A 23,817-nucleotide genomic window follows, 5' to 3' on the forward strand; every position below is an offset into this window, starting at 1 on the left:
ACCGCTACAACCGCCGACGCTGTCACCCCAGCCTCGGACACCGCAGCCCGATCGCCTACGAAACCGCATCCCGAACAGCACCAACTACGCTGATACCAGCCGCATCGCCCGTGTCCAAGATTCGGGGTCAAGATCCAAGGCCGGGAAGTTAGTAATCTACCCTTGTTTGCAAGGCGGTTGGTGTCCAGGTCGTGGTTGCGTAGAGACCGGGGCCGATCTTGTGGATGAGTCCGCTGTCGGCCCATCGGGAGCGTTGCCGATACATGGTGTCCAGCCGGATGTCGCCGAAGCGGGCGGCGATCTCCGCAACTCGCCACAGGCGGGTCGGGCCGTCCTGGAGCAGGGCGAGGATGCGGTGCCGACGGCGCTGGGAAGGGACGGCGTTGCGATCGTCGCGCGAGAGAGCGGGCAGCGGCGGTTGTTCGGGTCCGGGTTCGACGACGGTGACGGCAAGCTGGGTGACGGTGCGGCTGCGGTCGGGGCGGCCGTCGTCGCGTCGCTCGCTGTAGCGGGACATCTGGGACTTGACCTTGCGGGTGCTGACCCGACGCCGACGGGACGGCAGGAGCCGTCGGCCGATCAGCCCGAGGCCGCCGGCCTCGTCTAGGACGATGCCGGCGGCCGGGACGACCTGGTCGCGGGCGGTCTGGAGGGCCACGGTGAAGCAGCAGCGGTTCGGGTCGGTGCCGGGTACGGACTCGGCGGCCTCCGCCATCACCGCCCGCAACGCCTGGTAGAGCGACAGCAGCGCCCACATCTCCTGGTCAAGTCCGGCCCGATCGTTCGAGCGCATCACGTGTCCGTGCAGGATCGTGTAGCGGAGCGCGTAGTACGCGCTCTCGTGTTCCCAGCGCTCGTGGTAGAGGCCGGTGAGGGCGGTAGCGGGGTGGCGGCGGGCGTCGGTCAGGGTGGTGACCAAGCGGTAGGAGCCTGTGAACACGGTGCCGTCGTCGCAGGTCACCGTGATCTCGGCGTCGATGACGCGGACCTTCACGGTGCCGATCACCGACAGGTAGGAGCCGTCGGCAAGGCGGGTCAGGACCGGGGTGCGGCGGTTGTTGCGGAGCCGGCCCAGTACCTGCGCGCCGGTCGCGGTCACCGCCGTGAGGAAGGCTTTGCCGTCGAACCCCTTGTCCCACAGCACCAGCATGTCCGAACTCAGCAGGTGCAGCAGACGGCAGGCATAACTGGACTAGCCCTCGTCGGTGGGGACGAACACGGCGCCGATCAAAGACCTGGTCCCGGTTTCGACCAGCGTCATCAACTCCAGGGTGGGATAGCCGTGATGCGCCGTCCGTCCCAGCCAGGCCCGGTTACGCGGCGAGTCCGGTACCCGCAGCGAGCTGCCGCCGTCGAACGACACTGTCCGGTAGCCACCGAACCGCACCCTCGGCGCCATCGGACGGTCCAGCGGCCCGCCACCAGGCACTCTGGTCGGGCGAGGCGATCGGCTGGTCCCGCAAAGGGTTGACCACGAAGATTCGATCGCCTGCGACGGACCGGGTCGGCCGCTGGCACTCGGTCTCACTGCGAGCAACGTGAACGGCTGGACCTAGTTCAAGCCTGACATGGCTGACGTGCCCGTCACCCGGAGCAGACCTGACTGGCCTCCATAACTGGACTATGTGGTCTGGAAAGGGCTACGTGCGTGAAGGTCCGCCTATCGGGTGCAGGTGTGGCATCGATGCTGCCGTAGGCGAGCGGATCGATCAGATCGACGGACGCATCCGAAGCGGCGAGGGTCCCTGCCGCCTCAATCGAGCGATCTGCCGACGATGCGACGTCGTCGAACGCTGGTTCAACCGACTCAAGCGAACAAGGGCCTTTGGCGCCGGCTATGGCAAGCGAGCTCGCCACTAAAAAGCCCTGGTCACACAGCCTCCGCATACCGGCCTCGGTGCGGATACGACGATCCGGCCGCGCCCCTCGGGTTCTGGCCCGCCTTCCGGGTCTGCCTATATCGAGTTACGGGCCCGGCAGGTGAGCTGTACCTGGTCCGAGCTGGCGAACTTCAGAGTCAGATCCGGGTGCCCCGAGCTGTTCCAGAGCGGCGGCTCCAAAACCAGAGGCGTTGAAGTTCCCGCAAGGAGCGGGTGCCTCCGGCCAGGAAGGGACCATTTAGTCCGGAAAATTAGAACGACCTGAGGTACATTTGGGGTAGGTAGTCCCCCACGGACAGTCAGGCAGCCCACTCTCACAAGGCCTCAGGGCGGTAGGAGCCATGCGCGCAGGCATCCAGTTCTCAGTCCTCGGCCCGGTTCGACTGCACAAGGAAGGAGTGGAGGAGGCGGCCGGCCAGCCGAGGCAGTGCGCGGTCCTTGCTTCGCTCTTGCTCAGAGCAGGCAGGCCAGTCAGCCTTTCGACGCTGGTGGACGATGTGTGGGGGGATGAAGCCCCTCCCTCGGCCGTCGGTTCGGTGCGCACGTACGTCTACCGCCTCAGGCAGGCCCTGGGGGAGCAGAGTGACAGCTACGTCCGGCTCGTCGACGGGGGCTATCTGCTCCACATCAGGCCCGACGACTTGGACCTGAATCGCTTCAAGCGGACGGCGGCCAAGGCGCGAGAGGCCCGCAGCAGCGGAGATCTCACGCTGGCGGCGGATCTTTTGTCCGAGAGTCTGGGCATGTGGAACGGTGTCGCCCTTGCCGGTGTTCCGGGACCGTATGCCAGCATGCAGCGCAGTGTCCTTGGTGAGCTCCGCCTTGCTTGCATCGAGGAACATCTGGCGTGCGAGGTGGACAGGGGCCGCTACGCCGAGGCCGCCGCCGAACTGTCTGCCCTCCTTGTGGAGCATCCGCTGCGTGAGCGTGTCTGCGGGCTCCTCATGACCGCCCTGTACGGCGCGGGCAGGCAGTCCGAGGCGCTGACGATCTACCACACGACCAGCCACCTGCTGCGTCAGCGTCTTGGCGTCAATCCCTCGCCGGAACTGCAGCAAGTCCACGAACGCATCCTCTCCGGGCGACTCCAGCTTCCACACAGCACCAGCCGTACCGTCGCGGGGCAGCACCCCGGCTCGGCTCAGGCGCCGGCGCAGTTGCCGGCCGCCTTGCCGAGTCTTGTGGGGCGCGAGAAGGAGCAGGAGCAGGTGGAGCGTTTGGCGGACGACGCTGACGCGTCGTCCTCGGTGGCCATCTGCGTGGTCGGCGGCATGGCGGGTGTCGGCAAGACGGCCTTTGCGACTGCCACCGGCCACCGCCTGGCGGGGCGCTTTCCCGACGGGCAGCTCTTTGCAGACTTGCACGGTGCGGGGCCGGGCGCCGAACCGAGGGACCCGGCGGAGGTCCTCTCAGACTTCCTGCAGTCTCTCGGGGTGCGGCCCGAGGCCTTGCCCGAGACCACGCAGGCCCGAGGCCTGATGTTCCGAGGCCTGCTGGCCAAGCGCCGTATGCTCGTCGTACTCGACAACGCCGCGAGTACGGACCAGGTCAAGGACCTCCTCCCGGGGAGCCCGGGTTCCATGGCCCTCATCACCAGCCGTATGCAGCTGCACGCACTGGTAGCCGCTTACCAGGCGCTGCCTTTGACGCTGCTTCCGCTGTGCCAGGCCGACGCGCGCAGCTTCCTCGCCCGCCGTCTGGGAGCATCGCGGACGGCGGCTGAACCCGAGGCCGTCGATCGCATCATCCGGTTCGCCGGATGCCTCCCCCTGGCGCTGGCCAACATCGCAGCCCGCGCGGCCTACCGCCCGCAGATGCATTTGGCGAGCCTGGCCGACGAGTACGCGCCGTCCGAGCACGACGTCCTGGACGCTTTCGCCAGCGAAGAGGACCCCGTGCTCGACGTCCGCGCCTCCATAGCCCGCTCGTACCGCCGGCTCGACCCAGAAGCAGCATCCCTCTTCCGCGCCCTGAGCGCCTGGCCCGGCGCCATGTTCGCTGCGTCCGACGCCGCAAACACAGCCGCACAGCCCGAACAACGGGTCCGCCAAACGCTACCGCGGCTGATCCACGCACACCTCATCTCAGAGGTCGGCCCCGGCAGGTACAGCTGGAACAGGCTCGTTGCCGCCTTCGCCGCGGAACAGGCCAGACCGGACAGACCCGAGGCACCCGACCAAGCTCTCACAACATGACACCTGCGAACCGGCTGCGCAGCTGCTCACAGCAAGGCCGGATCAACGGATGAGGTCGACCGGCTCCCGAAGGGGCGGTACACCTGACTGCCTCGCGCCATCGTATAGGGGCGCCAATGTACGAGAAGGCGCGCTAACACTGAAGGCGTCCACACCGTCCTCCACGGAGCACCCAGCGCCGGAGGAAAGCATCACGTTGTACAAGTCGCTTCAAACGGACGGCCGTTGAAGCAGTTACTGATTTCGGCATTTCGGGGTTTGGACGTATGTCGGGAACGGTGACGTGGGTCCGTCCTGGCTGGTACGCCGGAGGCATGCGGTATCCGGACGAGGGCGGGCTAACCGCCGACCAGCGCAGGCGTCGGGAAGAGGTACGGATGCGGGCCGTTGACCTCTTTGAGGAGGGCGTGGAAGTCCCGTGCATCGCCCGGGAGTTACGGGTGAGTGACAAGGCGGTCTACCAGTGGGGCCGCGCGCTTGGAGGACGGGCGGACGCGAGGTGCTGCTTGGTGTTCACACTATCGGGATTCCTCTCCGTGAGACGGTAGTCGCGGTTGCTGCGGACCGGCGCCGTGCCGGGAGCGGTCACTTCGAGGGAGAACTGTGATGGGCCACGGCCCCTCGAGGGCCGGGCAGGCTTCTTATCAGGCCCCCGAGGTGGGCCGGGTCGACGCCGGCCGTCCGCCGCTGTCGGACAGTTCATTGGCAAGGCACCTACGGGGCCATTGTTGTCACGAGTCACGACAGCGACGAGGCGACCGATGTCAATCCTGCCAGCCAGTCCTGGACCAGTCAGGTAGAGACTCACAGATGTTGTCAAGCCATCGCGGTGACGGGGAGGTTGGCTTGGTAGCGCTGTCCGTCACGGATGAGGGCCCACAGGACATTCACGCGACGACGGGCCAGGGCGAGAACTGCCTGGGTATGCCGCTCGCCTTCAGTGCGCTTGCCTTCGTAGAAACGGCGCGAGTCCTCGCAGCTGCGGATGCTGATGAGCGCAGAGATGTAAAAGACACGTTGCAGGCCGCGATGGAAGCGCCTGGGCCGGTGCAGGTTATCGCTGATGGTGCCCGAGTCCCGTGGAGCGACTCCGGCGAGGCTGGCCAGCCGGTCGGCGGTGCCGTAGCGGCTCATGTCGCTGGCGGTGGCCGCGAGGAACTCGGCGCTCAGCAGCGGACCCTGTCGCCGAGCACGTTGCCACGGATGTGGCCGCGACGTTTCTGGACGAGCTCGGCAAGCCGCACAACCGTGGAGAGCTGCACGCGTCATGACGGTCTCGCGCGCCCGCCTCATGAGTCGGATGCTCGACTGCCGGCTAGGGCCGCCGTCGAGGATACGACGCTTCTCACGTTCGATGGGCAGTCTCAGACCGTCGGCGGCTAGCGAACCTGCAGTACGTCGGTTTCCGGAGACCTCACGAAGGTCTGCACGTAATCGATGGCTGCCTGCAACGCGTCCTTCAGCGGGGTGATGTCCCGGGCGACCTGAGCGAGGAGGCTGCCGCCTTGGAATGCGGAGAGAAGCAGATTGGCCAGCTGCGTCGGATCCGCGTCAGTGCTGATGCAGCCGAGTCGTTGCATGTGCTGGAGCCCGTCGCGGAAGATGTCCCGCCACCGATCGAACGCGCTCGCGAGCTCATCGTGAACGTCAAGGTCGGTCTTGATGATCTCGCTCGCGAGGGAGCCGAGACTGCAGCCTTCCTGGTAGGCCCGCTCATAGCCGACGTAGAAATCCGCCCACTCCCGAAACGCGTCGAGATCGTCGAAGGAGGCGAATCGCTCGTCGCGGTGGAACGTGAGGACGCGATCGGCCTGCCATGCAATGACTGCCAGGACGAGACTCTCCTTGGTCGGGAAGTAGTGGTTGAGCTGCGACCCGCTGACGCCGGCTGCGCGACGGAGCTGCTCGTTGTTCGTCGCGTGGACACCCTTCGTGTAGATGAGTTCCGCGGCATGCCTCAGGATCCGGGCACGCGTCGCCTGGCCCTTGTCCGTGAGCTTGTGAGGCACCCGTGTTTCCGTCGTGGCTTCCATACGTCACACGATACCGCAGGGTGGGCTTGACAGCCCAATCCTGGTGGTGTTCACTCTGAGAAGTGGGCTTCCAAGCCCAAAAATGCTCGGCTTGACCTGAGCTCGCCGACTACTCGCACACCTACCGGAGGCTGATTCGCTATGTCACGACTGAACGCTCCCGCTCCCGAAGATGTCCCCGCGGGCGCGCAGAGCATCCTCGACAACATTGGCGCACAGCTCGGCTTCGTCCCGAACATGTTCAAGACCCTCGCGTCGAACCCGACCGTTCTTGAAGCCGTCACGACGCTGCAGGGCACCATGAGTCGCGTTCTGGACGCGAAGACGCGGCACACCATCGCGCTCGCGGTCTCGCAGGCCAACGGTTGCGCTTACTGCCTGGCGATTCACACGTACGTATCGTCCGAAGTCAGCGGAATGTCGAGTGACGACATCGAGCTGGCTCGTGCCGGGAGTTCGGTCGACCCCAAGCGTGCCGCGGTCGCTCGCTTCGTGCAGCAGGTGGTCGAGAGCCGCGGGCGAGTCAGCGACGCGGACCTCGCGGCTGTGCGAGGCGCCGGTTACACCGACCCGCAGATCCTGGCGATCGTCACGGTGGCGGTGCAGGCCCTGCTGACCAACTTCCTCAACAACGTCAACCAGACCGACATCGAACTCCCCTCCGCCAGCTCGGTCGGTACGCCCAGTTGAGCGCCGAAACCCCCCAGAGTGAAGATATGGCGGCCAGCCTGTACCTACCGTCGGCCGGATCGAGTGAAGAGTGCAGGGGGATTCCCAATGACGTTGTCAAACGGGTTGGGTGACGCTTCGTGAGCGGGTCAGGCCGCTGCGGCAGCAGGGGTTGCTTCGAACGTGCGGTGGTCGCGGATGAGCGCCCAGAGCACGTTCAGGCGGCGTCTGGCCAGGGCGAGGACGGCCTGCTTGTGGTTCTTTCCCTCGGCTCGTTTTCGCTGGTAGAACCGCTTGGACTCGGGGCAGTGGAGAGCTGCGACCTGGGCGGACAGGTAGAACATGCGCAGGAGTCTTCGACTGTAGCGGTAGGGCCTGCGGAGGTTGCCGGAGACTTTGCCGCTGTCTCGGGGGACGGGGGCGAGTCCGGCGACGCCGGCCAGGCGGTTGGGGCTGCCGAAGGCGGCAATGTTTCCGCCGGTGGCGGCGATGAACTCGGCGCCGAGCATGTCGCCGATGCTGGGCATGGACGTGATCACTTCGGCGTCGGGATGTTCGCGAAACCGGCCCTCGATCTGGGCTTCGAGTTCAGCGATCTCCAGGTCGAGGGCCATCACCTCCCGCGCGAGGGTGTGGGCCATCTTCGCGGCGCTCTTCTCCCCAGGCACCACCGTGTGCTGGGCCTCGCCCGCCGTCACCGCCGCGTCTGCGGCGTTCTTGGCAGTGGTGATGGTGCGGACGCCGTGGTTCTTCAGCCAGGTCGCCAGCCGGGCCCGGCCGACCCGTCGCAGGGCGGCGGGGGTCTGATACTTCGTGAGCAGGATGAGCGCGGTCTTGGAGGTGCTGTAGTCGAAGGCCCGTTCCAGCGCGGGGAAGTACTCCAGCAGCTGGGCACGGAGCCGGTTGATCGCTCGGGTGCGGTCTGCGGACAGGTCCATGCGCCGGGCGGTGAGGATCTTCAGGTCGACCGCGATCTCGCTGGTGGCCTGAAGCGGCTGCAGGTCGCGGCGCATGCGGGCGGTGTCGGCGATGACGAAGGCGTCCTTCGCGTCCGTCTTGCCACTGCCTCGGTAGGCAGCGGAGGCGTGGTGGATCGTGCGGCCGGGGATGTAGAGCAGTCGCTGATCGTGCTTGACCAGCAGAGCGATCCACAGTGCGGCATCGCCGGCGTTCAGGTCGACCGCCCAGGTGACGGGCTCGCCCTCTGCCAACTCCAGGACAACCGCGAGGAGTTCCAGCAAGTCGGCCTCGTTGTTGGGGACCCGGCGGGTGAGGAACATCGTGGCGTCCTGGTCGATCACCGTGCAGTGATGCTCGGCCTTGCCCGCATCCGTTCCGGCCCACAGTTCGGGCACGTCCACCTCCGAAGTCGTTCCGTCACCGATCCCAGCAGACGACCTCGCCGACGTGTCCATACGAAGCGATGCAGTTCGCGTATCCCAATGAGTGGCCGAGTCGTCGCGGGGTCCCGGGCGGCCAATCCCCCTGAGCCACAACAGCGGCAAACCATGAACAGCCACACCCAGGACCCCTGGGTTTCCCGATCTTACGAATGACCGGAACGAACCCAGGAAGAAAGGTATGGACAACCCTGAACGCAAGCGGAGTGTCCGGACCCGATGCGGACGTCGTCCTGCTGGAGGTGCCTGAGCCGCCGGCGCCTGGTGCTGGTCAGCTTCTGCTGGAGGTGGAGACGGGCGGTGTCGGTCCGTCGGATTAGTTGCTGAACGGTGTGGGCTGGAAAGTGGGCTGCGTTCGCCGGCGGCGCTGGGTGTAGAGGGCGTGGGCCGGGTTGTGGCCGTGGGTCCTGACGTCGAGGGCTTCCCTGTCGGTGACCGGGTGCTTGTGCATGAGGCCCCGTTGCCCGGTGGCAGTGGCTTCTGGGCTGAGCGGGTGCTGATCACTGCAGCCAGTGCTGGGATCTCCCGGCGGGGCTGGATTCGGTGCAGGCGGGGGCGCTGCCTGTTGCCGGGCTCACGGCGTACCAGTCGCTGGAGGCGCTGGGGCTCGGCCGGGGTAGCGGCTTCTGATCACCAATGGTGGTGGGGCGACCGGTGTGCTGGTGTTGCAGATTGCTGCTGCTCGGGGGATCGAGGTGACGGTGACGGCGTCCGCTTCGGCTGCTGAGCGCCTGCGTGGTTTGGGTGCGTTGGAGGTTGTCGACTACCACGACCCGGATTGGGTGGTTCGGGTTCGCGGTGGGTTCGATGGTGCGCTGATCGCTGCTGGTGGTACCGCGCAGGCCGCGCTGTCGCTGGTGCGGGACGGTGGGCGTCTGGTGTGGTTGACCTCGGACGCGCCAGCGGGAGAGCGTGGTGTCACCAGTACGGATCTCTACCTCCGGCCTGATGCTGCTCAGCTTGCCCATCTGGCGGAGGCGGTTGTGGAAGGGAAGCTGAAGCAGAACGTAGAAGCGCTCCCGTTGAGTGATGGGCCGGCCGCTTTCGCCCGGGTGTCCGCCGGGCAGGCCGGTGGCAAGAAGATCGTGCTCACCCGAGCATACCGACGACGGGGCGTCGCCCGACCCTGACACCGACTCACGGCACCTGCCGCACACGGCACGGCCGCGTGCCCAGGCGTGCCCACCGGGCGAGGGCGCATCAGGCGGTCGGGCCGGTTCACGGGGCACCACCGGGGGGCGGAGGGCGCCGACCGCAGGTCGGGCTCCGGGCTCCGGGGCACGGTCCCCGGAAGGGCCGTCCGCGCGGATGCGATCATAGACCGGGGTGTCGACGGACAACGGGCGTCCAACGCGATCGGGAAGCCCGCGCAACGGTGCAGAGGGAGCGGCCGGAGCTTCGGCGGACCAGGCCATCGGCCCGCTGTGCCGCGCACTCGAAAAGGGCCGCGTTGTGACTGGCCAGGAGGGCGGGGCACGCAGACGCGGCAGGAAAGGTTGAGGAGCGACGGGAATAATCACCGAGGACATGCGGCAGATCGTCACCAGCGCCGAGCTGGCGTTCGTTGCGACGGTCTGCGAGGACGGCTCTCCGAACCTCTCCCCGAAGGGGTCCGTGCGCGTCTACGACGACGACGATCACCTGGTATTCATGAACATGGCCTGCCCAATACGGTGAGAACCTGCGGCACAATCCGCGGGTTCAGGTCAACGTGATCGGCTTCCTGCTCCTGCGGGGATACCGCTGCAAGGGAACAGCCGAGATCCGCGGGGAAGGCGACCCGGTGTACGACTGGTCCCGCCAGTGGGTGCTGAATACCCACGGCGATCACGACGAACCGGGAGTGGTCGTCGATGCCGGTGACCATCTTGCACTCCCGCCCGTCGCCCAACGGCTCCCCGCCGAGCAGGTCCATCTGCCACGGGTGCATGGGCGATTCGCGCTGCCACCGGCGTACTTGCGCGGGTTCTGCTGTTCCTGGGTGCGGACCAGGCCGTTGCGGGACAGCACACGATGGACCGTGGCCCGCGAAGGCGCCGCCTCCAGTCCGCGGGCGGTCAGTTCGTGGGAGATCCGGCGGGCGCCCCAGCGGGGATACCGGCGACGCAGTTCACAGATCTCGGCTTCAACATCCGCAGACAGGCGCGTGGGACTGTTCCACGGGCGCCGGGAGCGATCCAGCAGACCGGGCGTCTGACGCGAGGTGCCGTACCGGGCCGCGACGTCACCGATCGGGAACCCACCGAGCACCTCGCGAACAGCCCGGTTCCGGTACTCGGCCAACTGCTGAACCTCCACGTCACCGACGGAAGCAGCCCTGCAGCATCGGAGGTCGGGAGATGGCGGACGTTCAGCCGAACGTGTCAACTATGTCCAGAGCACAAACGGTCAAGCATCACCTGAGACCTCACACAGCCCGGGCTCCCCGGAAAGGCTGGAGCACAGAAGCAGCTGCACCGCTCCCGCTGCTGATCAGCCGCTACTGACGGCCACGCCGGGACTGAAGGCCACATAGCCAGAAAAGTCTCGTCCTACGACCTCTATCGCACTGGCATGAAGTTCGGGATAGCTCCAAGCCACGTCGTCCACCCGCTTGTCGCCAATCGTGGCATTGAAGTACTGGCTGCGCCCCTTCCAGGGGCACGTGTACGGAGTGTCGCTTTCGGTTAAGAGGCCCGGCATCACTGTGTTCGGGGGGAAGTAGACATTCCCCTCGATCACGATCGTCTCGTCGTCGGGTGCTTCAGCAAGCACGTGCCCGTCCATGGTGGCTTTCATAAGGGGTGCCTCTCCATACTGCGCCGTCGCCGCGTTGCCTGCGAGGGTGCTCCGTCAGCCCCGGTTATTCTGAGGGCTTCTTCTTTAGCGCTGTGGGCAGTCGTGCTCTTACCCCGGCGCGGCGCCGGGAGCCGAGTTCTTCTGTCAGCCCTTGGGGTGTGGACGGGCCCTGTCTGCCTGTGCCGCCGCCGTAGGAGGGCGACAACAGGTGCCCGTGCATGACGGCGCGGTTGATCCGCCCGGTGAACTCCTGCCGGATCCGGCAGGCGGACACACCCTTGAGGCTGTTGACCAGCTTTGAGACGGCCACCTTGGGTGGGTAGTGCACCAGGAGGTGGACGTGATCGCTTTCACCGTTGAACTCCTTCAAGTCCCCTTCGAGGTCCCCTTCTGCATGATCTCTTCGCAGCGTGTCAGCAACCCCACGCCTGTACCTGGACTTTAAGCCAGGGAGCACGTCAAAACGCTGCTCGGATAGGGTCGTGGCACATGGGCGGCGAGGACAAGCGGATAGAGGTTGTGGTAAGACGGCCTGAAAGATCGACGCTCATGAAGGTAGGAGCGGGTCGCATCTGCTGTGGCTTGTTGATCGGCGATGTCCTCGGCGCGGACACGATGGGCCGGCGCCATCTGAGACCTCGGCACCGGCACCGCATAGGGGAAGTAACACTTCAGCTGGCTGGCTGGCTGGCTGGCTGGCTGGCTGGGCGTGCCCGACCGCTGACAAGACGAACGATTAGGAGGCAGCATGGCAGGCAGTACTGAGGGCATGGTCACCCTGACCGGCGCCGGACAAGACGGTGCAGACGTGGATTCGTTGGCAATAACCACGCCCGATACGGAAGACTTCATCATCATCGACAACAGCGAGGTTGGCATCTACGAGGCCGCATTGGGGGGTCGAACCGTCGCTGGACTCGTTTACAGCAAAGCGGGTAACCACGTAACACTGATGGCGACATCCGTGTTCCCGGAATACCGGGGCAAGGGGATAGCTGCCAGACTCCTTAGAGGCGTCTTGACCGAGCTGCGGAGGCAAGGAAAGACCGCCACGGTTACGTGTCCGTTCGCGGCAGCATTCGTCCGCACCCATCCCGAGTATGCCGACATCCCGACTCGGCCGTCGCGGTCAATGTCACCACAGTGATGGGTGGTTCTGAGCGATCGTGTGGCACGGTTCGGACCTTCACGACTCACCGCTTCACCCACAGACGAGTCCAGATGCCCGCCCACTTCCACACCATCGCAAGCCTCGTCTCAGACCGCACCGCACACGGCTCTGAGAGGGTGGTTCGTAAGACCTTTGAGTGGTTCTGTCATCGCCTGATGGTATGGATGGACGCGGAATCTTCCGGCCTGCACCCGTTGGCGTGATGCCGTGACGAGGTGAGTGAACGCAAACCGTATCCAAGCGACTTGTCCGATGAGCAGTGGTCGTTGACCGAGCCAGTGATCACCGCGTGGAAGCGCCGGCGCCGCTCGGTCAGCGGTCATTGCGGCGCCTACGACATTGGGTGACGCGAACCGCTCCCTGGCTGCAAGGCGGGCCACCGTCCAACTCTGCGCAGCGAACGAGCAGTTCAACGCGGAAGGTGCAGGGGCGGCCCTGTCTCAGCATGACCTAATCCGGCTGCTTGAGTCACTACGTTCGGCGGACGGGTTCGAACTCGTCCGCGGTGTGGCCGAGCGGATGCTCCAAGAGCTGATCGAGGCCGAAGCCGCAGCCCGGATCGGCGCGGAATGGAACGAGCACACCGAGACGCGCACCGCTCTCCGCAACGGCCACCGTGATAAGACGTTGACCACACAGGCCGGCGACCTGGACGTCGCGATCCCCGAGCTGCGGTCGGGGAGCTTCTTCCATGCGCTACTGGAGCAGCGCCGCCGCATCGACCAGGTCCTGTACGCCGTCATCATGGAGGCCTACGTCCACGGCGTGTTCACACGGTCAGTCGACGACCTGGTCAAGGCCCTCGGCGCGGACAGCGGGATATCCAAGAGCGAAGTCTCGCGGATCTGCCAGGACCTGGACGGCCAGCTGACCGCATTCCGCAGCAGGCCACTTGACCACGTCCGCTTCCCGTACGTGTACCTGAACGCGACCTACTGCAAGGCCCAGGTTGAGCACCAGATCGTGTCCCGGGCCGTGGTCATCTCCACCGGGATCACCGAGGACCGCGGCCGCGAGGTACTGGGAGTGATGGTCGGCGACAGCAAGACCGAGGTGTTCTGGACCGAGTTCCTGCGGCACCTGCGCGAACGCGGTCTGACCGGGGTCTGGCTCGTCATCGGCGGCCACCACTTGGGGCTGGTCAAGGCCATCCGGAAAGTCATGCTCGGGGCCGCCTACCAGCGCTGCAGTGTTCACTTCCTGGGCAACGTGTTCAGCGTGATCAACAAGGGAGCGGCAGAGATGGTCGCCGCGACGATCCGCACGATCTTCGCCCAACCCACCGCTGACGCGGTCCGTACCCAGCTCGACACCTCACCGACATGCTCGGCAAGCAGTTCCCCAAGGTCAAAACGACGATACGGCCACCTGCCGTCACTTAGCGTGCCTGGGTCACGGAGGAATTTGAGCCAGAGCCGGTTCCAGTGCACGAAGTCATGCCCAGGCAGGCTCCTCGCGCGGGGGACTGTTTCAGCCTGCGGCGTTGAGCAGGCCGTTGGCGACCAGCCTGGCCCGCAGCTTCTTGCGCGCGTCGAACATGGTCTTGTAGAGAGCGTTCCGGTTCGTTTTCAGCTCGTCGGCCAGCGTCTCTAGGGGGACGCCCCTGACGACGAGGGCAGTGAAGACCTGTCGCTGTCGGGCGCTCAACGCTGTCTCGACAGCCTCCCGGACGGCCTCGACTAGTTCCTGGGCTTGCCAGTGGCTGACGGGGTCGATGCCAGAGTGGTCTGTCAGCTGCGCCCACTCGTCTAGATCAAACCGGGCGGTTGAGGTGCGCCAGAAGTGGCGGCCGAGTTTGCTGGAAACTTCAAGCACCACGAACCGGAAGGCCCAAGTGGTAAACCTGGCGTCGCCCCGGAAGTCGTGGATCTTATGCGTAATCCTCATCAAGGCGTCAGCCGCTGCTTGGTGGGCGAGGTCGTTCAGTTCAGGTCCCGTGATCCGATAACGGGGTCCTCGGCGGAACACATCATCCATCGCGATCCGGACCAGCAGTGCATGCAGGCGCGCGCAGGCCTGCTCGTACTGCGGGCCGCTTCCGTCCTCCAATGCGGCGACCCATGCCGCGGATTCCGGGTCCAACTGTCCCGTCGTTCTGGAAATCCCTTTTTTCCGAGCCCCGTCGCTACTTCCGGCAGCGCTGCTTGGACCCGAGTGACACATTTCTTTGGCGTCCGTAGAGTGCATAGCTCTCAATCCCCAGGTCATCTCGTGCGAACAAGCTAACCACAGGGTTATCTACACACCGTCTACGCTAAATCGTCGCTTAGAATTGGAGGTACACGCTCTTTTCGCAGGTGCCGGGCCTCTGCGCAGTCACCGAGAAATGTTTGGCACTCCGCCAGGGCCTGGCGACACATCGGCCCGGACGGGGTGGCTCTGAAGCTTACGTGCCGAAGTTCTCTAGTGTGTGCCGCTCGGGTGCGTACCAGGCGGCAAGCCATGTAGCTGCCGGCGCCCTCTGTAAATGCGAGCATCACAGTTCCCACGGAGATTCTCGTAGTCTCTGCAACTTCGCAGTAAGAGAGCCCCGGCATCTACAACGTCGGCACCGAGACGGCGAGGGGGCGGGATTTTCCGGAAGTCCGCTTCGGGGTCAGGGTACGGGAGGTGTTCCAGCGTGTCGGAGTACAAGCGCCGAGGTGCGGCAACTACGGGTCCTCGAATTCCGGCGTAGGGCACTAACGCGACGACGCTGCTGCTTACGACAGGCGTTTATGTATTGATTGGCCATGATCCTTTTACTCAGGATCGGAAATTGGTGCCTGGCCGGAACTGGTCAAATGAGGCATAGGCTCGAACGTACGCCTACCTGTACCAGGTTTTCAACGTCTGCTGGGTTGCGGATAGGGCGCCTGGCGGCGGTGTGGAGGGCGCGACTGTACTAACCTCGATCGTTCATGACGGGCCGAGCGGCTTGCTGACGGGCCCTTTGTGGTGTGACTGGTGGTGGTTTCGGGATCCAGGCAGGCGGACGGCCCGGCTGCAGCGTCGGGTGGGCTCCGGGTTCCACAGCTCCGGTGGGGTTGTCCAGGCTCGTCGGGACGGTTGGGTCCGCTGGTCAGCCGGGGTTCGGCAGGATCTGGAGCCGGTCGAGGGCGTCGGTGATCACATCGGTCCAGGGCCAGGTGTGGGCGAGCCTGAGTCGGCAGCGCCGGCCGGTAGTGACCAACTGGCCGGCGGTGGAGAACAGCCGCAGACGGAGCTTTTTGACCTCCCAGCGGCGGGCGGCACCGGTCAGCGCGAGCATCGGCATCCAGGCGAGCAGGTCCAAGGCGAGCGAGACAATCTCCAGCCAGAGCTGGTTCTGCGCGAAGTCGTGCAGCGGCAGGTTGCGCAGACCGGTCGCGCGGGCGGTCCTGATGCGGTCCTCGCAGCGAGCCCGGCGGCGGTGCCGCAACTCCAGCTCGGCCATCACACCCTCGGCGGTGTTGGTGGCGAAACAGGTGAGCCGGTTGCCGTCGACATCAGTGAAGCGCAACTGGGCTCCTGGATGAGGCCGTTCCTTGCGGACGATCAGCCTCATCCCGGACGGCCTTCCCTTGAGAACGTCCCCGGCAAGTTCAGCGACCCAGGCACCGTCACGGACCTGACCGTCCGGCTCGATGGCCGGCGTCCACACCGATGCCGGGACCGTCAGCACCGCCTGGTGGATGGCATCGGTGATCGTCATCCCGACGGAATACGACAGCCACCTCCCAGGTGTGGAGAGCCAGTTGACGAACTCGTGGGTGCCACCGCCGGAGTCGGTACGGATCAGCGTCTGCCGCCCCCGCCGCAGCAGTCTCGGCAGCTGGGCCAGGGCGATCCGGGCAGCCTCGATGTGATCGGCAACGGTGTTAGAGCCGGCGTTGCCCGCCCGCAGCAACGCGGCCACCGGCTCCCCGGACCCCTGCTGGCCGTGGTCGACGAACGCCAGCAGCGGATGGTGCCCGAAGGACTTCTTCCAGGTCGGCGCCGCGTCCTGCTTCTCCGAGTGCGCGATGACGAGCACGCCGTCGATGTCCACCGTCGCCTGCCCGTCTGCAGCCGAGCTTCTTGTCCCGGCCAACTGCCACACCCGTTCGCGGACTTCAGCCCGGGCGGAACGGATCGCGGCAAGGGCCTTCGGGCCGGACCTGGCGAGCGTGGCGATCAGCCGGGAGACGGTGGGGTCGGAGGCCACCGTCCCGAACACGTCCGGCTCGGACCTCAGCATCCCGACATCGGACAGGCAGTCCCCGCCGAGTGCCACCGCGAGCGCGACATCGAGCAGGATCTGTCCTGGATCGTGGACCGCCCGCGGCTTGCGCCACGGCGCGAGCGCCGCCGATATCGCGGTGTCAAGGCCGCACCTGCGGACCGTCTCCACCAGCAGCACGGCCCCGGCCTGGGAGACCACCCCGCGACTGCAGCCCTCGACGCGGACACGCGGGTAGCACCCGATACGCTTCTTCACCTGAGAAGTGCTTCTTTCCTCACGACTGACTGGACCCTAGACAAGTCCCATCGTTGCAGGTCAGGGGCACTTCTTGCTTTTCTGATCAAGCCTCGGACAGCTCGTGCGGTGAACGGAGGCCAAGTCGTTGCCGGTCACGCGCGCAGCCAATCACGTCGCCATGAGGGAGCTGCCTCACGCCTGGGCGAGAGGTGCGACGGGCACGGTGGCGCCGAGCGCGGAGCTCTGCAGCGCCGTAATGCGCTCGATGACGAGCCCAAGCAGCACGGCTGCCGCGATCATGAGCGCCTCCGCCACCACGAGGAAGGCCATCGACCCCGGGGCCACCCAGCCCGCCACCACGAGCACCAGCGCGTGCGTGATCCAGGCGACCCACCACAGATTCACCAGTGTCGTGTCTCGCTTCTCCTCCCACGACGCGGAGCTCGCGCGCCCGATGTCGAGGACGAACCGGCGAGGGACAAAGAAGTGGACCACCGGTATGAACCACGCGCCGATCGTCCAGGCCCGACTCGGGAGCGAGGCCCGGGGGGACAACTCCTGGGCATTGCGCCGGGACCGGGCGAGCCACACGAGGAACAGCACGACCGCGAGATTCATCAGATAGACGAAGATCATGGAGATGAAGCCCGACTTGTGCAGGGACGCATCCGTGTGGTGCAGGTAGTGATCCCGGACTGCCGCCGCGCGGAACGCGTCCGCCACGGCGGCCACCGCTATCGCCACCTGCGCGGAGCGGGCAAGGATCCAGGGAGCTTTGCGGGCGGTGCGCGTCATCGTCTTTGGCCTGTCTCGGAGGCGTGTGCGGCCGCAGCGGACGCTGGGGCGCAGTGATCATAGGGTCTGATCGCCGCACGCGCGTACGACTTTCGGGTCCTCGGTCGCGGGATGCACCTCCCCGACAGCAGATGGCCGTCAGTGCACGGGGACCGGCTGCGGGCAGCACGCCGATCAGGCGGGATGCGGTCGAATCGGAGACAACCGGCCCACCGCGCGCCGATGTCCGCAAGGCAGTCCCCGCCCAGAGCACCGCCCTGCGAAACCATTCCACGGCCATCACCCTCGACGCGGACACGCGGGTACAACCCGACACTCTTCTTCACCTGAGGAGTGCAGCTTTCCTGACGACGAACAGGACCCTGGACAAGTCCCGTCGCCCCAGGTCAGAGGCACTCCTCGCTTATTCGATCACGCCTCGGATACCCCGGCTGGTGAAAGCGCGAGGCTAAAGAGCGCCTCACACGAACCTCGCTCGGCGTTTACGGGACCCCCTTCCTGCCCAGTGGCGTTCGAGCCCCATGAGCAACGCATCACATCTACCGGTTGCAGCACGTCCTCTGGGCTGCTGCCCGACCACACAGCCGCCCCCTTCTTGCGGCTCAGGTTGGGGCGGTCGGGAAGACGCTCAGGAGTCGTCGCTGGCGTCGGGCACGACATGGATAGCTGCCTCCTCAGCTGAGGCAGCGCCGCCGTCGATTCCTACGTCCCGTGCCCAGTAGTCGTCACCGTCATATCCGGTGGCGTCGATGCCGGTATCCCAGCTGAGCAGCCGTCCAGCGCGCTCATCGCCGACTTGGTCATCGATGAGCTCGCCATCCGTGTCGACCGTGTCGCCCAGTCCGTCGCCGTCATCTGACGTGCTCAGCTCCGGCACCTCCCGCCTCAGGCGGTGTGTGAGGTCTTCGTGGGAGGCGCCTTCTCTAGCGGTCAGCCCCCACTCGTCGACGGCTATGGGCGCTTCGGCAGGCGAGTAGCCGCGGTCCACGACGTCTTCGCCGAGCTCGTCCTCGTCGAATTCCTCTTGCGAGCGCAGGAGGCTGGAGGCAGCAAGGTCCTCGAAGCCCGGAAGGTCGTCAGCTGAGGTCATCTCGGCCTCCATGCCGTAGGTGTCTGGCAACGCAGGTGCGATGCCTTTGCTGGCGCTGTGACGCCAGAGGCTGTCATTCAAGCGGCTCGATGTGAATGAGGCATCTATCCGAGATAGTCACCGGGCCTGGCCGGCTTGTGCAGAGGCCGTGCCACCCGCCTCCCGCGTTCAGCTTCGTGTGCGACCCCAGCTGGTGGCTGGAGTTGATCAGCTGCACGTAGCCGGGGTTCTCTTCCATAAAGAGTTGGGCCTTGCCCTTCAGTCGCCTCGGACTTGACGTCGCGGTGGATGAGTGCTGTAAGGCGCGTCTTCGGGGGTGGTTGCGAGCAGTAGCCCATGCCTACCTGCGGACCGCGCCGCGGGGTGCCCGGGCTGCCGCAGTCGGCCGGAACATACGCCTTGCTTCGGCGTCGAGCCGTGTTCGATTGCTAGGCGCCTGGCGCCACTGGCCTAACCTGTTGCCAGGTCTCCTGGGCGACACAGCGTCTCGTGAGGACTGTCACTGCAACACCCTCGGGCAAGGTTCGCAGATAATCGTCGGCCCGGAGCGTGGCATTCGAGGCCGTCGTCAGCCCGGGCCGTCCGACGGCTCTTCCGACACGAGGCGTGGCGCCTGGGCCAACGCTGCAGGTGTTCCCTGGGGCCATCCGTGAGGAGCCCTGGTTCTCCTCCGCTGCGGTGAGGCGCACATAGCGACACGGTCGTTGGCTGGCAAAAGACGGGCGGCGCGTGTCCCGTCGCTCCGCCGTCCAACAAGCGGCTTGCCTCCTGCTTGCCTTCGAGTAGAGAGGTAAGAAATCTGCTGCTGAAGCAGCTAAGTGTGTGAGGGCGAGTCGTCCGCGTTTGGCTGGCGCCTTGAGGCCTCTCCCCGCAATCCCCTCCGACTTGGCTTTGTTGCCAGGCGAGTGCGGCTAATGGACGGCTGCGTCACGTCTAGGGACCGGGGCCCTCAAGCTCCAGGTTGAAGCCTTGTAGACAGGGAGTGTGTTGTGGTAGCAGAACGAGAAAAGGCAGTACTGGCCGGCGGCTGCTTCTGGGGGGTGCAGGAACTATTTCGTACGCTTCCAGGCGTTGTGGAGACGCGTGTCGGCTACACCGGAGGCGAGGTCGTTAACCCAACCTACCGAAGCCATGGAAGCCACGCCGAAGGGATCGAGATCACCTACGACCCCTCCAGGACAACGTACCGTGCTCTTCTGAAGTTTTTCTTCCAGATCCATGATCCCACTACGTTGAACCGGCAAGGCAACGACATCGGTATGAGCTACAGGTCTGCCATCTTCTACCTGAACGACGAGCAGCGCCGCGTAGCGGAGACAACGATTGCCGACGTCGAGGCGTCTGGACTGTGGCCCGGCAAGGTGGTTACTGAGGTGGTGCCTGCCGGAACCTTCTGGACGGCAGAGCCCGAGCATCAGGACTACCTCCAGCGCTACCCGAACGGCTACACGTGCCACTACATTCGTGAGGGCTGGCAGCTACCCATGACCCCCGCCTGACACGGAACGAGGCTGCTCCCATCGAGGCATGACGGGAGCAGCCTATTCGAAGCCTTGAGCTGGCCATGTGCCTAAAGGAATTCCCTCAGGTCCTGCTCAAGAACGGCCTTTGGCTGGGCACCGATCACCGTCTTGACCACCTTGCCGTCTTGGTAGATGTTGAGCGTGGGGATCGACCTGATGTCGTATTCCGCTGCAGTGCGAGGACTCAGGTCGACGTTCACTTGAACCACCTCGATCTTGTCGCTGTGCTCGGCGGCCAGTTGCTCCAGCACTGGTGCCACCATGCGGCAAGGCCCGCACCACTCGGCCCAGAAGTCGACGAGAACGGGCTTGTCGCTGGTGAGCACCTCCTCGGCGAACGTTTCGTCAGTGACGTCTCTCAGGTTGCCTGACATACGGTGCCCCTCTGTACGTGGGTATGGGTGGGTAAAGTTGCGGCGCCGCCCGCCCGGAGCGGGCCAGGGTGCTCCGGGCGGGACGTAACCAGTTGACCGTGGTTAGTTCCGGCCGGCCATGACTCCTCCGTCGACGTTGAGGATGGCGCCCGTCGTCCAACTCGATGCGGGCGAGAGCAGGAAGACGATCGCGGACGCGAGGTCCTGCGGCGTGCCAACTCGGCCGAGTGGGTGCAGATCGCTCAGCTGTTCCATCGCGCCGTCCAACTGCTCAGCGGGGAAGACCTTCTCGAAAAGGGGAGTCCGGGTGACCGCGGGAGCCACGGCGTTGACACGAATGCCGTCACCCGCCAGCTCGTAGGCCAGGTTGTGCGTGAGGGCATGTAGCCCTGCCTTGGCCATTGAGTAGGCCGACGAGGGCGTCAGGCCGATGGCCTGGTGCGCCCACATGCTGCCCACGTTCACGATCGCGCCGCCCTCCCCGCCTGCGATCATGCCCCGTACCACGGTCTGGGTCAGGAAGAACGCTGCCCTGTTGAGATCGTGGTAGGCGTCGTAGTCCGCGACTTCGTAGTCGAGGAAGGCTTTCGGGATAAAGAAGCCGGCGGCGTTGACGAGGAGGGTCGCGTCGGAGTGGTCCTCCGCCAACTGCTTCTGCGCTTCGACGACCTGGTCCGGATCCGCCAGGTCCGCGGCGACCGACCACGCGGCGCCGGATTGCGAGAGGCTCGACACGGCCTCGTCTAGCTTCTGGCCCGCGCGGCCGACGAGCACTGCGCTGCCGCCTGCCGTGACCACGTTCTCCGCGGTCTTGAAACCCATACCGCTGGCGCCCCCGATCACAACGATTTTCTTGCCTTCGAAGTCCGTGGCCACGCGAATCACTCTCCAATTTAACGCTCGAAATGGCTTCTTGTTGTGCAGTCAAAGTCCACTCTGACACGATCAGGTCTACAACAGCTCTACAGCGTGTCTACGATGCACACCACGGTGCAGGCGCTGGTCATGAAACCGCATTGCCGTGCCTATTACGCCTGACTACCAAAGCATTTGGTCGCTAACCTAAGCCCCTGCGGTAGTTGCGCGTCGAAATCGATCACGCCGCAAGAGCCCTTCTGGACGCTGTACGGTCTACTCGCCGAGAGCGCCAGAAAGAGTCGCCGAGGCGCCTTCTACCAGGCACTACCGACAGGTCAGGCAGGCACCTTCACCGACCCGCGGACCAGACCCGAAAGTTAGGTGAACGCACATGCCCAATCCCCCAAGTCCGCCGCATCGTGTGAGAGTCGATGGCTCGCGCATGGAGACCGAGCGGTTCGTGATGTGACGGTGGTCGACGAACGATGCTGCAGCGGCCCTCACCGTTTACGGCGAGGATGATGTGGCCTGCTGGCTGGCCCTGGCGATGACGAGGGTGCCCGACAAGCACGCCATGGGAGGAGTGCTCCGCCAATGGATTGAGCAGTGCTCGAGCCTCGAGCCTCCGGCAGGACGTTGGGCCATCGAACTGGCGGCGTCCGGTGACCTCGTTGGTGGAGCTGCGGTCCTGCCACTGCCACCCGACGGCATTGACCTCGAGATTGGCTGGCAGCCCGCGAGACCCTTCTGGGGCCGCGGCCTGGCAACAGAAGTCGCCCACGGCGCAGCGCATTATGCGTTCACGGCGGGGGCGGACGAAGTCTTCGCAGTGTGCGCCCCCGCAACACCCGTGGAATCACGACCGCACGGCGCTTGGGCATGGAGTGGGCTGGCGAAACAGACGAGTACTACGAACTCACCTTGCAGGTTTATCAGATCCGCGAGGGGGAGCTGGACGTCCCGCCCTTTCTCGAGCACCACTTAAGAACACAGCGCGAATGATCGGATGGCCGGTCGGCTACGAAGCGCGCTGCGGGCCCTGCCAGCATGCTCCGAGAGCGTCGCTGCGCGATGTCGCCTGGCCGTCAGGCCAACGGTGGTTCGTACGACCTGAAGGCCGACGATCGTGCCGGCCACGTGAACGAATCGTCCGCGGTCGAACCGGCCCGTACGTTGATCTGAGTCCCTCCGAGGGCCACGTTACCCACCGGTCCTTGGCCGGCATCTCCCGGCCCCCTCCGACCTCCGTCACAGCGCACCGAGCGCAGGAGCGGCGCGATGCCTGACACCGTCAGCGCGATCTGGGAAGGCTCAGGCTTGTGTCTGCGTACCTGGCCCCCGCCCAGCATCGTCCTGGGTCTGAAGTTGTTACGAGTGGGGGAGCAAGGAGTGGCGAACCGTGAGCGCTGCTGAAGGCGGTGAGCAATTCTTTGATGCAGTGACCGGGTGCGCAGGCGTGCTCCCCGACGGGCGCTGCCGGGGGGGTGCCCCTATCTGTTCGGTCAAGCCGGGTGAGGATGGTCGGCATGACGGATCGGGATCGGTTGGGGCGGACGGCGGTGCACTATGCGGCTGCCGATGGGGACGCGGATGGCCTGAGGGTGCTCTTGGCCGGAGGTGCCGCCGCGGAGGCAGTCGACGATGCGGGCTGGACGCCGCTGCATTTCGCGGCTCAGGCTCAAGCCCCATCGGTTGTCGAGGTTCTCCTAGCCGCAGGTGCGGCGGTTGATACCGCGGATCGTCATAGCAATACGCCGTTGTGGAGGGCGGTGTTCTGTTCACAGGGCGAGGGCGCGACGATCCGGCTGCTGCTGGAGGCCGGTGCCGACCCTGACCGAGACAACGGCCATGGCATGAGCCCGCGGGTGTTGGCGGGACGCATCGCCAACTATGACGTGGCTGCTCACTTGCCTGCCGGAGACGCGACTTCCTCCTAGGCGCCACCGCCCGTGGTGGCGGGCTGGGGCTCGTAGAAGGTCCCGTCACGGAGCATCGCGAAGAGGACGTCGGCTCGGCGGCGGGCCAGGCAGAGCAGGGCTTGGGTGTGGTGCTTGCCCTGGGTGATCTTCTTGTCGTAGTAGGCCCGCGATGCCGGGTCACCTAGGGCCGCGAACGCGGAGAGGAAGAAAGCCCGTTTGAGCTGCTTGTTTCCCCTGCGGGAGGGCTGTTCGCCGCGGATCGATGAGCCCGAGCTTCGGGTCGCCGGGGCAAGGCCGGCGTAGGCGGCGAGGTGGCCGGCGGTCGGGAAGGTGCTGCCGTCGCCGACCTCGATGAGGATCCGTGCGCCGGTCCTGACGCCGATGCCCGGCATGGACGTCAGGACCTAATTCGTTACTGACGGATCCAGCATCACCCACCACGCATGGGGTCTTGCTGGGCCTGTTCGAACACGGGGACCGTGACATCTGTTGCCACTCCGGCTGATAGAAGCCTCCGGATAGACCGGTGCTCGGTCCTGGTGTTTGTAGTGGTGGCGAGCCTGTGGGCGTCGCAGAGAGCCGCGACGCTCGACGTCTTCACGACCGCCACCACATCAGACGTTGGCGGGCCTGTGGACTGTTGCTGGATGCCTCGTCAGGACCGGGCGCAGAATGCCTCTTCCAAGATCGGCAGCACTTACGGCCACAGGCC

Annotated in this window: 22 protein-coding genes and 7 pseudogenes; 12 read left to right on the forward strand and 17 right to left on the reverse strand. The window is 65.6% G+C overall.

Translation table 11 applies throughout. The annotated features are described in order from the left end of the window. Nucleotides 1-148 precede the first annotated feature (148 nt). Together ACSHXN_RS41035 and ACSHXN_RS41040 are read right to left on the reverse strand one after the other, a co-directional pair. The gene (locus tag ACSHXN_RS41035) at nucleotides 149-1,174 is read right to left on the reverse strand and encodes a transposase (RefSeq protein WP_438306539.1); all 1,026 of its coding nucleotides are present in this window, start codon (nucleotides 1,172-1,174) and stop codon (nucleotides 149-151) included. A gap of 18 nt (nucleotides 1,175-1,192) precedes the next feature. Continuing rightward, on the reverse strand, nucleotides 1,193-1,399 hold the full coding sequence (locus ACSHXN_RS41040; protein WP_355142300.1) for a hypothetical protein: 207 nt from the start codon (nucleotides 1,397-1,399) through the stop codon (nucleotides 1,193-1,195). Between the two features lie 822 nt (nucleotides 1,400-2,221). On the opposite strand from ACSHXN_RS41040, the gene ACSHXN_RS41045 reads away from it, so the two are divergent. Together ACSHXN_RS41045 and ACSHXN_RS41050 are read left to right on the forward strand one after the other, a co-directional pair. Beyond that, on the forward strand, nucleotides 2,222-4,075 hold the full coding sequence (locus ACSHXN_RS41045; protein ID WP_438306135.1) for a BTAD domain-containing putative transcriptional regulator: 1,854 nt from the start codon (nucleotides 2,222-2,224) through the stop codon (nucleotides 4,073-4,075). 314 nt (nucleotides 4,076-4,389) lie between these two features. Beyond that, nucleotides 4,390-4,580, forward strand: a pseudogene (locus tag ACSHXN_RS41050) (helix-turn-helix domain-containing protein); the annotation flags it as partial. 311 nt (nucleotides 4,581-4,891) lie between these two features. Here ACSHXN_RS41050 and ACSHXN_RS41055 read toward each other — a convergent pair. Next, nucleotides 4,892-5,254, reverse strand: a pseudogene (locus ACSHXN_RS41055) (transposase); the annotation flags it as partial. Between the two features lie 200 nt (nucleotides 5,255-5,454). Further along, nucleotides 5,455-6,108 carry a TetR/AcrR family transcriptional regulator gene (locus ACSHXN_RS41060; RefSeq protein WP_438306137.1) on the reverse strand — a complete coding sequence of 218 codons (654 nt, stop codon included), beginning with the start codon at nucleotides 6,106-6,108 and terminating at the stop codon, nucleotides 5,455-5,457. Between the two features lie 141 nt (nucleotides 6,109-6,249). Here ACSHXN_RS41060 and ACSHXN_RS41065 point away from each other — a divergent pair, with 141 nt between their 5' ends. After that, on the forward strand, nucleotides 6,250-6,798 hold the full coding sequence (locus ACSHXN_RS41065) for a carboxymuconolactone decarboxylase family protein (RefSeq protein ID WP_438306139.1): 549 nt from the start codon (nucleotides 6,250-6,252) through the stop codon (nucleotides 6,796-6,798). A 128-nt stretch (nucleotides 6,799-6,926) separates the two neighbouring features. On the opposite strand, the gene ACSHXN_RS41070 is transcribed toward ACSHXN_RS41065, so the two are convergent. Continuing rightward, a complete protein-coding gene (locus ACSHXN_RS41070) occupies nucleotides 6,927-8,132 on the reverse strand; it encodes an IS110 family transposase (RefSeq protein ID WP_438306140.1) in 1,206 nt (401 codons plus the stop codon). 361 nt (nucleotides 8,133-8,493) lie between these two features. Further along, a complete protein-coding gene (locus tag ACSHXN_RS41075; protein ID WP_438306556.1) occupies nucleotides 8,494-8,628 on the reverse strand; it encodes a hypothetical protein in 135 nt (44 codons plus the stop codon). On the opposite strand from ACSHXN_RS41075, the gene ACSHXN_RS41080 reads away from it, so the two are divergent. From ACSHXN_RS41080 to ACSHXN_RS41090, 3 genes are all read left to right on the forward strand, one after another. Continuing rightward, entirely contained in the window at nucleotides 8,578-8,904 is a 327-nt protein-coding gene (locus tag ACSHXN_RS41080; protein ID WP_438306141.1) for a hypothetical protein, read from the forward strand. The two genes, ACSHXN_RS41075 and ACSHXN_RS41080, sit on opposite strands and share 51 nt — an antisense overlap. After that, the gene (locus ACSHXN_RS41085) at nucleotides 8,834-9,307 is read left to right on the forward strand and encodes a zinc-binding dehydrogenase (RefSeq protein ID WP_438306143.1); all 474 of its coding nucleotides are present in this window, start codon (nucleotides 8,834-8,836) and stop codon (nucleotides 9,305-9,307) included. The genes ACSHXN_RS41080 and ACSHXN_RS41085 overlap by 71 nt, the downstream gene beginning before the upstream one ends. 397 nt (nucleotides 9,308-9,704) lie before the next feature. Then, entirely contained in the window at nucleotides 9,705-9,854 is a 150-nt protein-coding gene (locus ACSHXN_RS41090; protein WP_438306145.1) for a pyridoxamine 5'-phosphate oxidase family protein, read from the forward strand. Between the two features lie 150 nt (nucleotides 9,855-10,004). Here the strand turns inward: ACSHXN_RS41090 and ACSHXN_RS41095 are convergent, their stop codons facing one another. The 3 genes and pseudogenes from ACSHXN_RS41095 to ACSHXN_RS41105 all read right to left on the reverse strand — a co-directional run. Further along, entirely contained in the window at nucleotides 10,005-10,475 is a 471-nt protein-coding gene (locus tag ACSHXN_RS41095) for a helix-turn-helix domain-containing protein (RefSeq protein ID WP_438306147.1), read from the reverse strand. A gap of 174 nt (nucleotides 10,476-10,649) precedes the next feature. Continuing rightward, on the reverse strand, nucleotides 10,650-10,955 hold the full coding sequence (locus tag ACSHXN_RS41100) for a DUF427 domain-containing protein (RefSeq protein WP_356297294.1): 306 nt from the start codon (nucleotides 10,953-10,955) through the stop codon (nucleotides 10,650-10,652). Nucleotides 10,956-11,019: 64 nt separating this feature from the next. Beyond that, nucleotides 11,020-11,325, reverse strand: a pseudogene (locus ACSHXN_RS41105) (IS200/IS605 family transposase); the annotation flags it as partial. 378 nt (nucleotides 11,326-11,703) lie between these two features. Here ACSHXN_RS41105 and ACSHXN_RS41110 point away from each other — a divergent pair. The 3 genes and pseudogenes from ACSHXN_RS41110 to ACSHXN_RS41120 form a co-directional block, all read left to right on the forward strand. After that, on the forward strand, nucleotides 11,704-12,102 hold the full coding sequence (locus tag ACSHXN_RS41110; protein WP_355141388.1) for a GNAT family N-acetyltransferase: 399 nt from the start codon (nucleotides 11,704-11,706) through the stop codon (nucleotides 12,100-12,102). Nucleotides 12,103-12,341: 239 nt separating this feature from the next. Then, a pseudogene (locus tag ACSHXN_RS41115) lies at nucleotides 12,342-12,431 on the forward strand (IS5/IS1182 family transposase); the annotation flags it as partial. Nucleotides 12,432-12,561: 130 nt separating this feature from the next. Further along, a pseudogene (locus ACSHXN_RS41120) lies at nucleotides 12,562-13,478 on the forward strand (IS256 family transposase); the annotation flags it as partial. Nucleotides 13,479-13,596: 118 nt separating this feature from the next. On the opposite strand, the gene ACSHXN_RS41125 reads toward ACSHXN_RS41120, so the two are convergent. The 5 genes and pseudogenes from ACSHXN_RS41125 to ACSHXN_RS41145 form a co-directional block, all read right to left on the reverse strand. Further along, complete coding sequence (locus ACSHXN_RS41125) at nucleotides 13,597-14,208, reverse strand: RNA polymerase sigma factor (RefSeq protein WP_355141390.1); 612 nt, start codon at nucleotides 14,206-14,208, stop codon at nucleotides 13,597-13,599. Between the two features lie 979 nt (nucleotides 14,209-15,187). Then, nucleotides 15,188-16,564: an IS1380 family transposase gene (locus ACSHXN_RS41130; RefSeq protein ID WP_438306150.1), complete on the reverse strand. Its 1,377-nt coding sequence runs from the start codon at nucleotides 16,562-16,564 to the stop codon at nucleotides 15,188-15,190. Nucleotides 16,565-16,738: 174 nt separating this feature from the next. Next, entirely contained in the window at nucleotides 16,739-17,341 is a 603-nt protein-coding gene (locus tag ACSHXN_RS41135) for a DUF4328 domain-containing protein (protein ID WP_355141394.1), read from the reverse strand. 130 nt (nucleotides 17,342-17,471) lie between these two features. Then, nucleotides 17,472-17,667, reverse strand: a pseudogene (locus ACSHXN_RS41140) (IS1380 family transposase); the annotation flags it as partial. Between the two features lie 302 nt (nucleotides 17,668-17,969). Next, on the reverse strand, nucleotides 17,970-18,431 hold the full coding sequence (locus ACSHXN_RS41145; RefSeq protein ID WP_438306152.1) for a DUF5709 domain-containing protein: 462 nt from the start codon (nucleotides 18,429-18,431) through the stop codon (nucleotides 17,970-17,972). A gap of 989 nt (nucleotides 18,432-19,420) precedes the next feature. Here ACSHXN_RS41145 and msrA point away from each other — a divergent pair. Next, complete coding sequence (gene msrA, locus ACSHXN_RS41150) at nucleotides 19,421-19,930, forward strand: peptide-methionine (S)-S-oxide reductase MsrA (RefSeq protein ID WP_355141398.1); 510 nt, start codon at nucleotides 19,421-19,423, stop codon at nucleotides 19,928-19,930. A gap of 71 nt (nucleotides 19,931-20,001) precedes the next feature. Here msrA and trxA read toward each other — a convergent pair whose 3' ends face one another. Continuing rightward, on the reverse strand, nucleotides 20,002-20,328 hold the full coding sequence (gene trxA / locus ACSHXN_RS41155; RefSeq protein ID WP_438306154.1) for a thioredoxin: 327 nt from the start codon (nucleotides 20,326-20,328) through the stop codon (nucleotides 20,002-20,004). Nucleotides 20,329-20,430: 102 nt separating this feature from the next. Beyond that, a complete protein-coding gene (locus tag ACSHXN_RS41160; protein ID WP_438306156.1) occupies nucleotides 20,431-21,204 on the reverse strand; it encodes an SDR family NAD(P)-dependent oxidoreductase in 774 nt (257 codons plus the stop codon). Nucleotides 21,205-21,709: 505 nt separating this feature from the next. On the opposite strand from ACSHXN_RS41160, the gene ACSHXN_RS41165 reads away from it, so the two are divergent. Then, nucleotides 21,710-22,171, forward strand: coding sequence for a GNAT family N-acetyltransferase (locus ACSHXN_RS41165; protein WP_356297304.1), 462 nt, complete (start codon nucleotides 21,710-21,712; stop codon nucleotides 22,169-22,171). Nucleotides 22,172-22,712: 541 nt separating this feature from the next. Then, nucleotides 22,713-23,123, forward strand: a complete 411-nt coding sequence (locus ACSHXN_RS41170; protein ID WP_438306159.1) for an ankyrin repeat domain-containing protein — start codon at nucleotides 22,713-22,715, stop codon at nucleotides 23,121-23,123. Here the strand turns inward: ACSHXN_RS41170 and ACSHXN_RS41175 are convergent. Continuing rightward, nucleotides 23,120-23,509, reverse strand: a pseudogene (locus ACSHXN_RS41175) (transposase); the annotation flags it as partial. The gene ACSHXN_RS41170 and the pseudogene ACSHXN_RS41175 sit on opposite strands and share 4 nt — an antisense overlap. Nucleotides 23,510-23,817 lie beyond the last annotated feature (308 nt).

It is taken from the genome of Streptomyces sp. HUAS TT11, assembly GCF_051553595.1.
Taxonomy (GTDB): Bacteria; Actinomycetota; Actinomycetes; order Streptomycetales; family Streptomycetaceae; genus Streptomyces.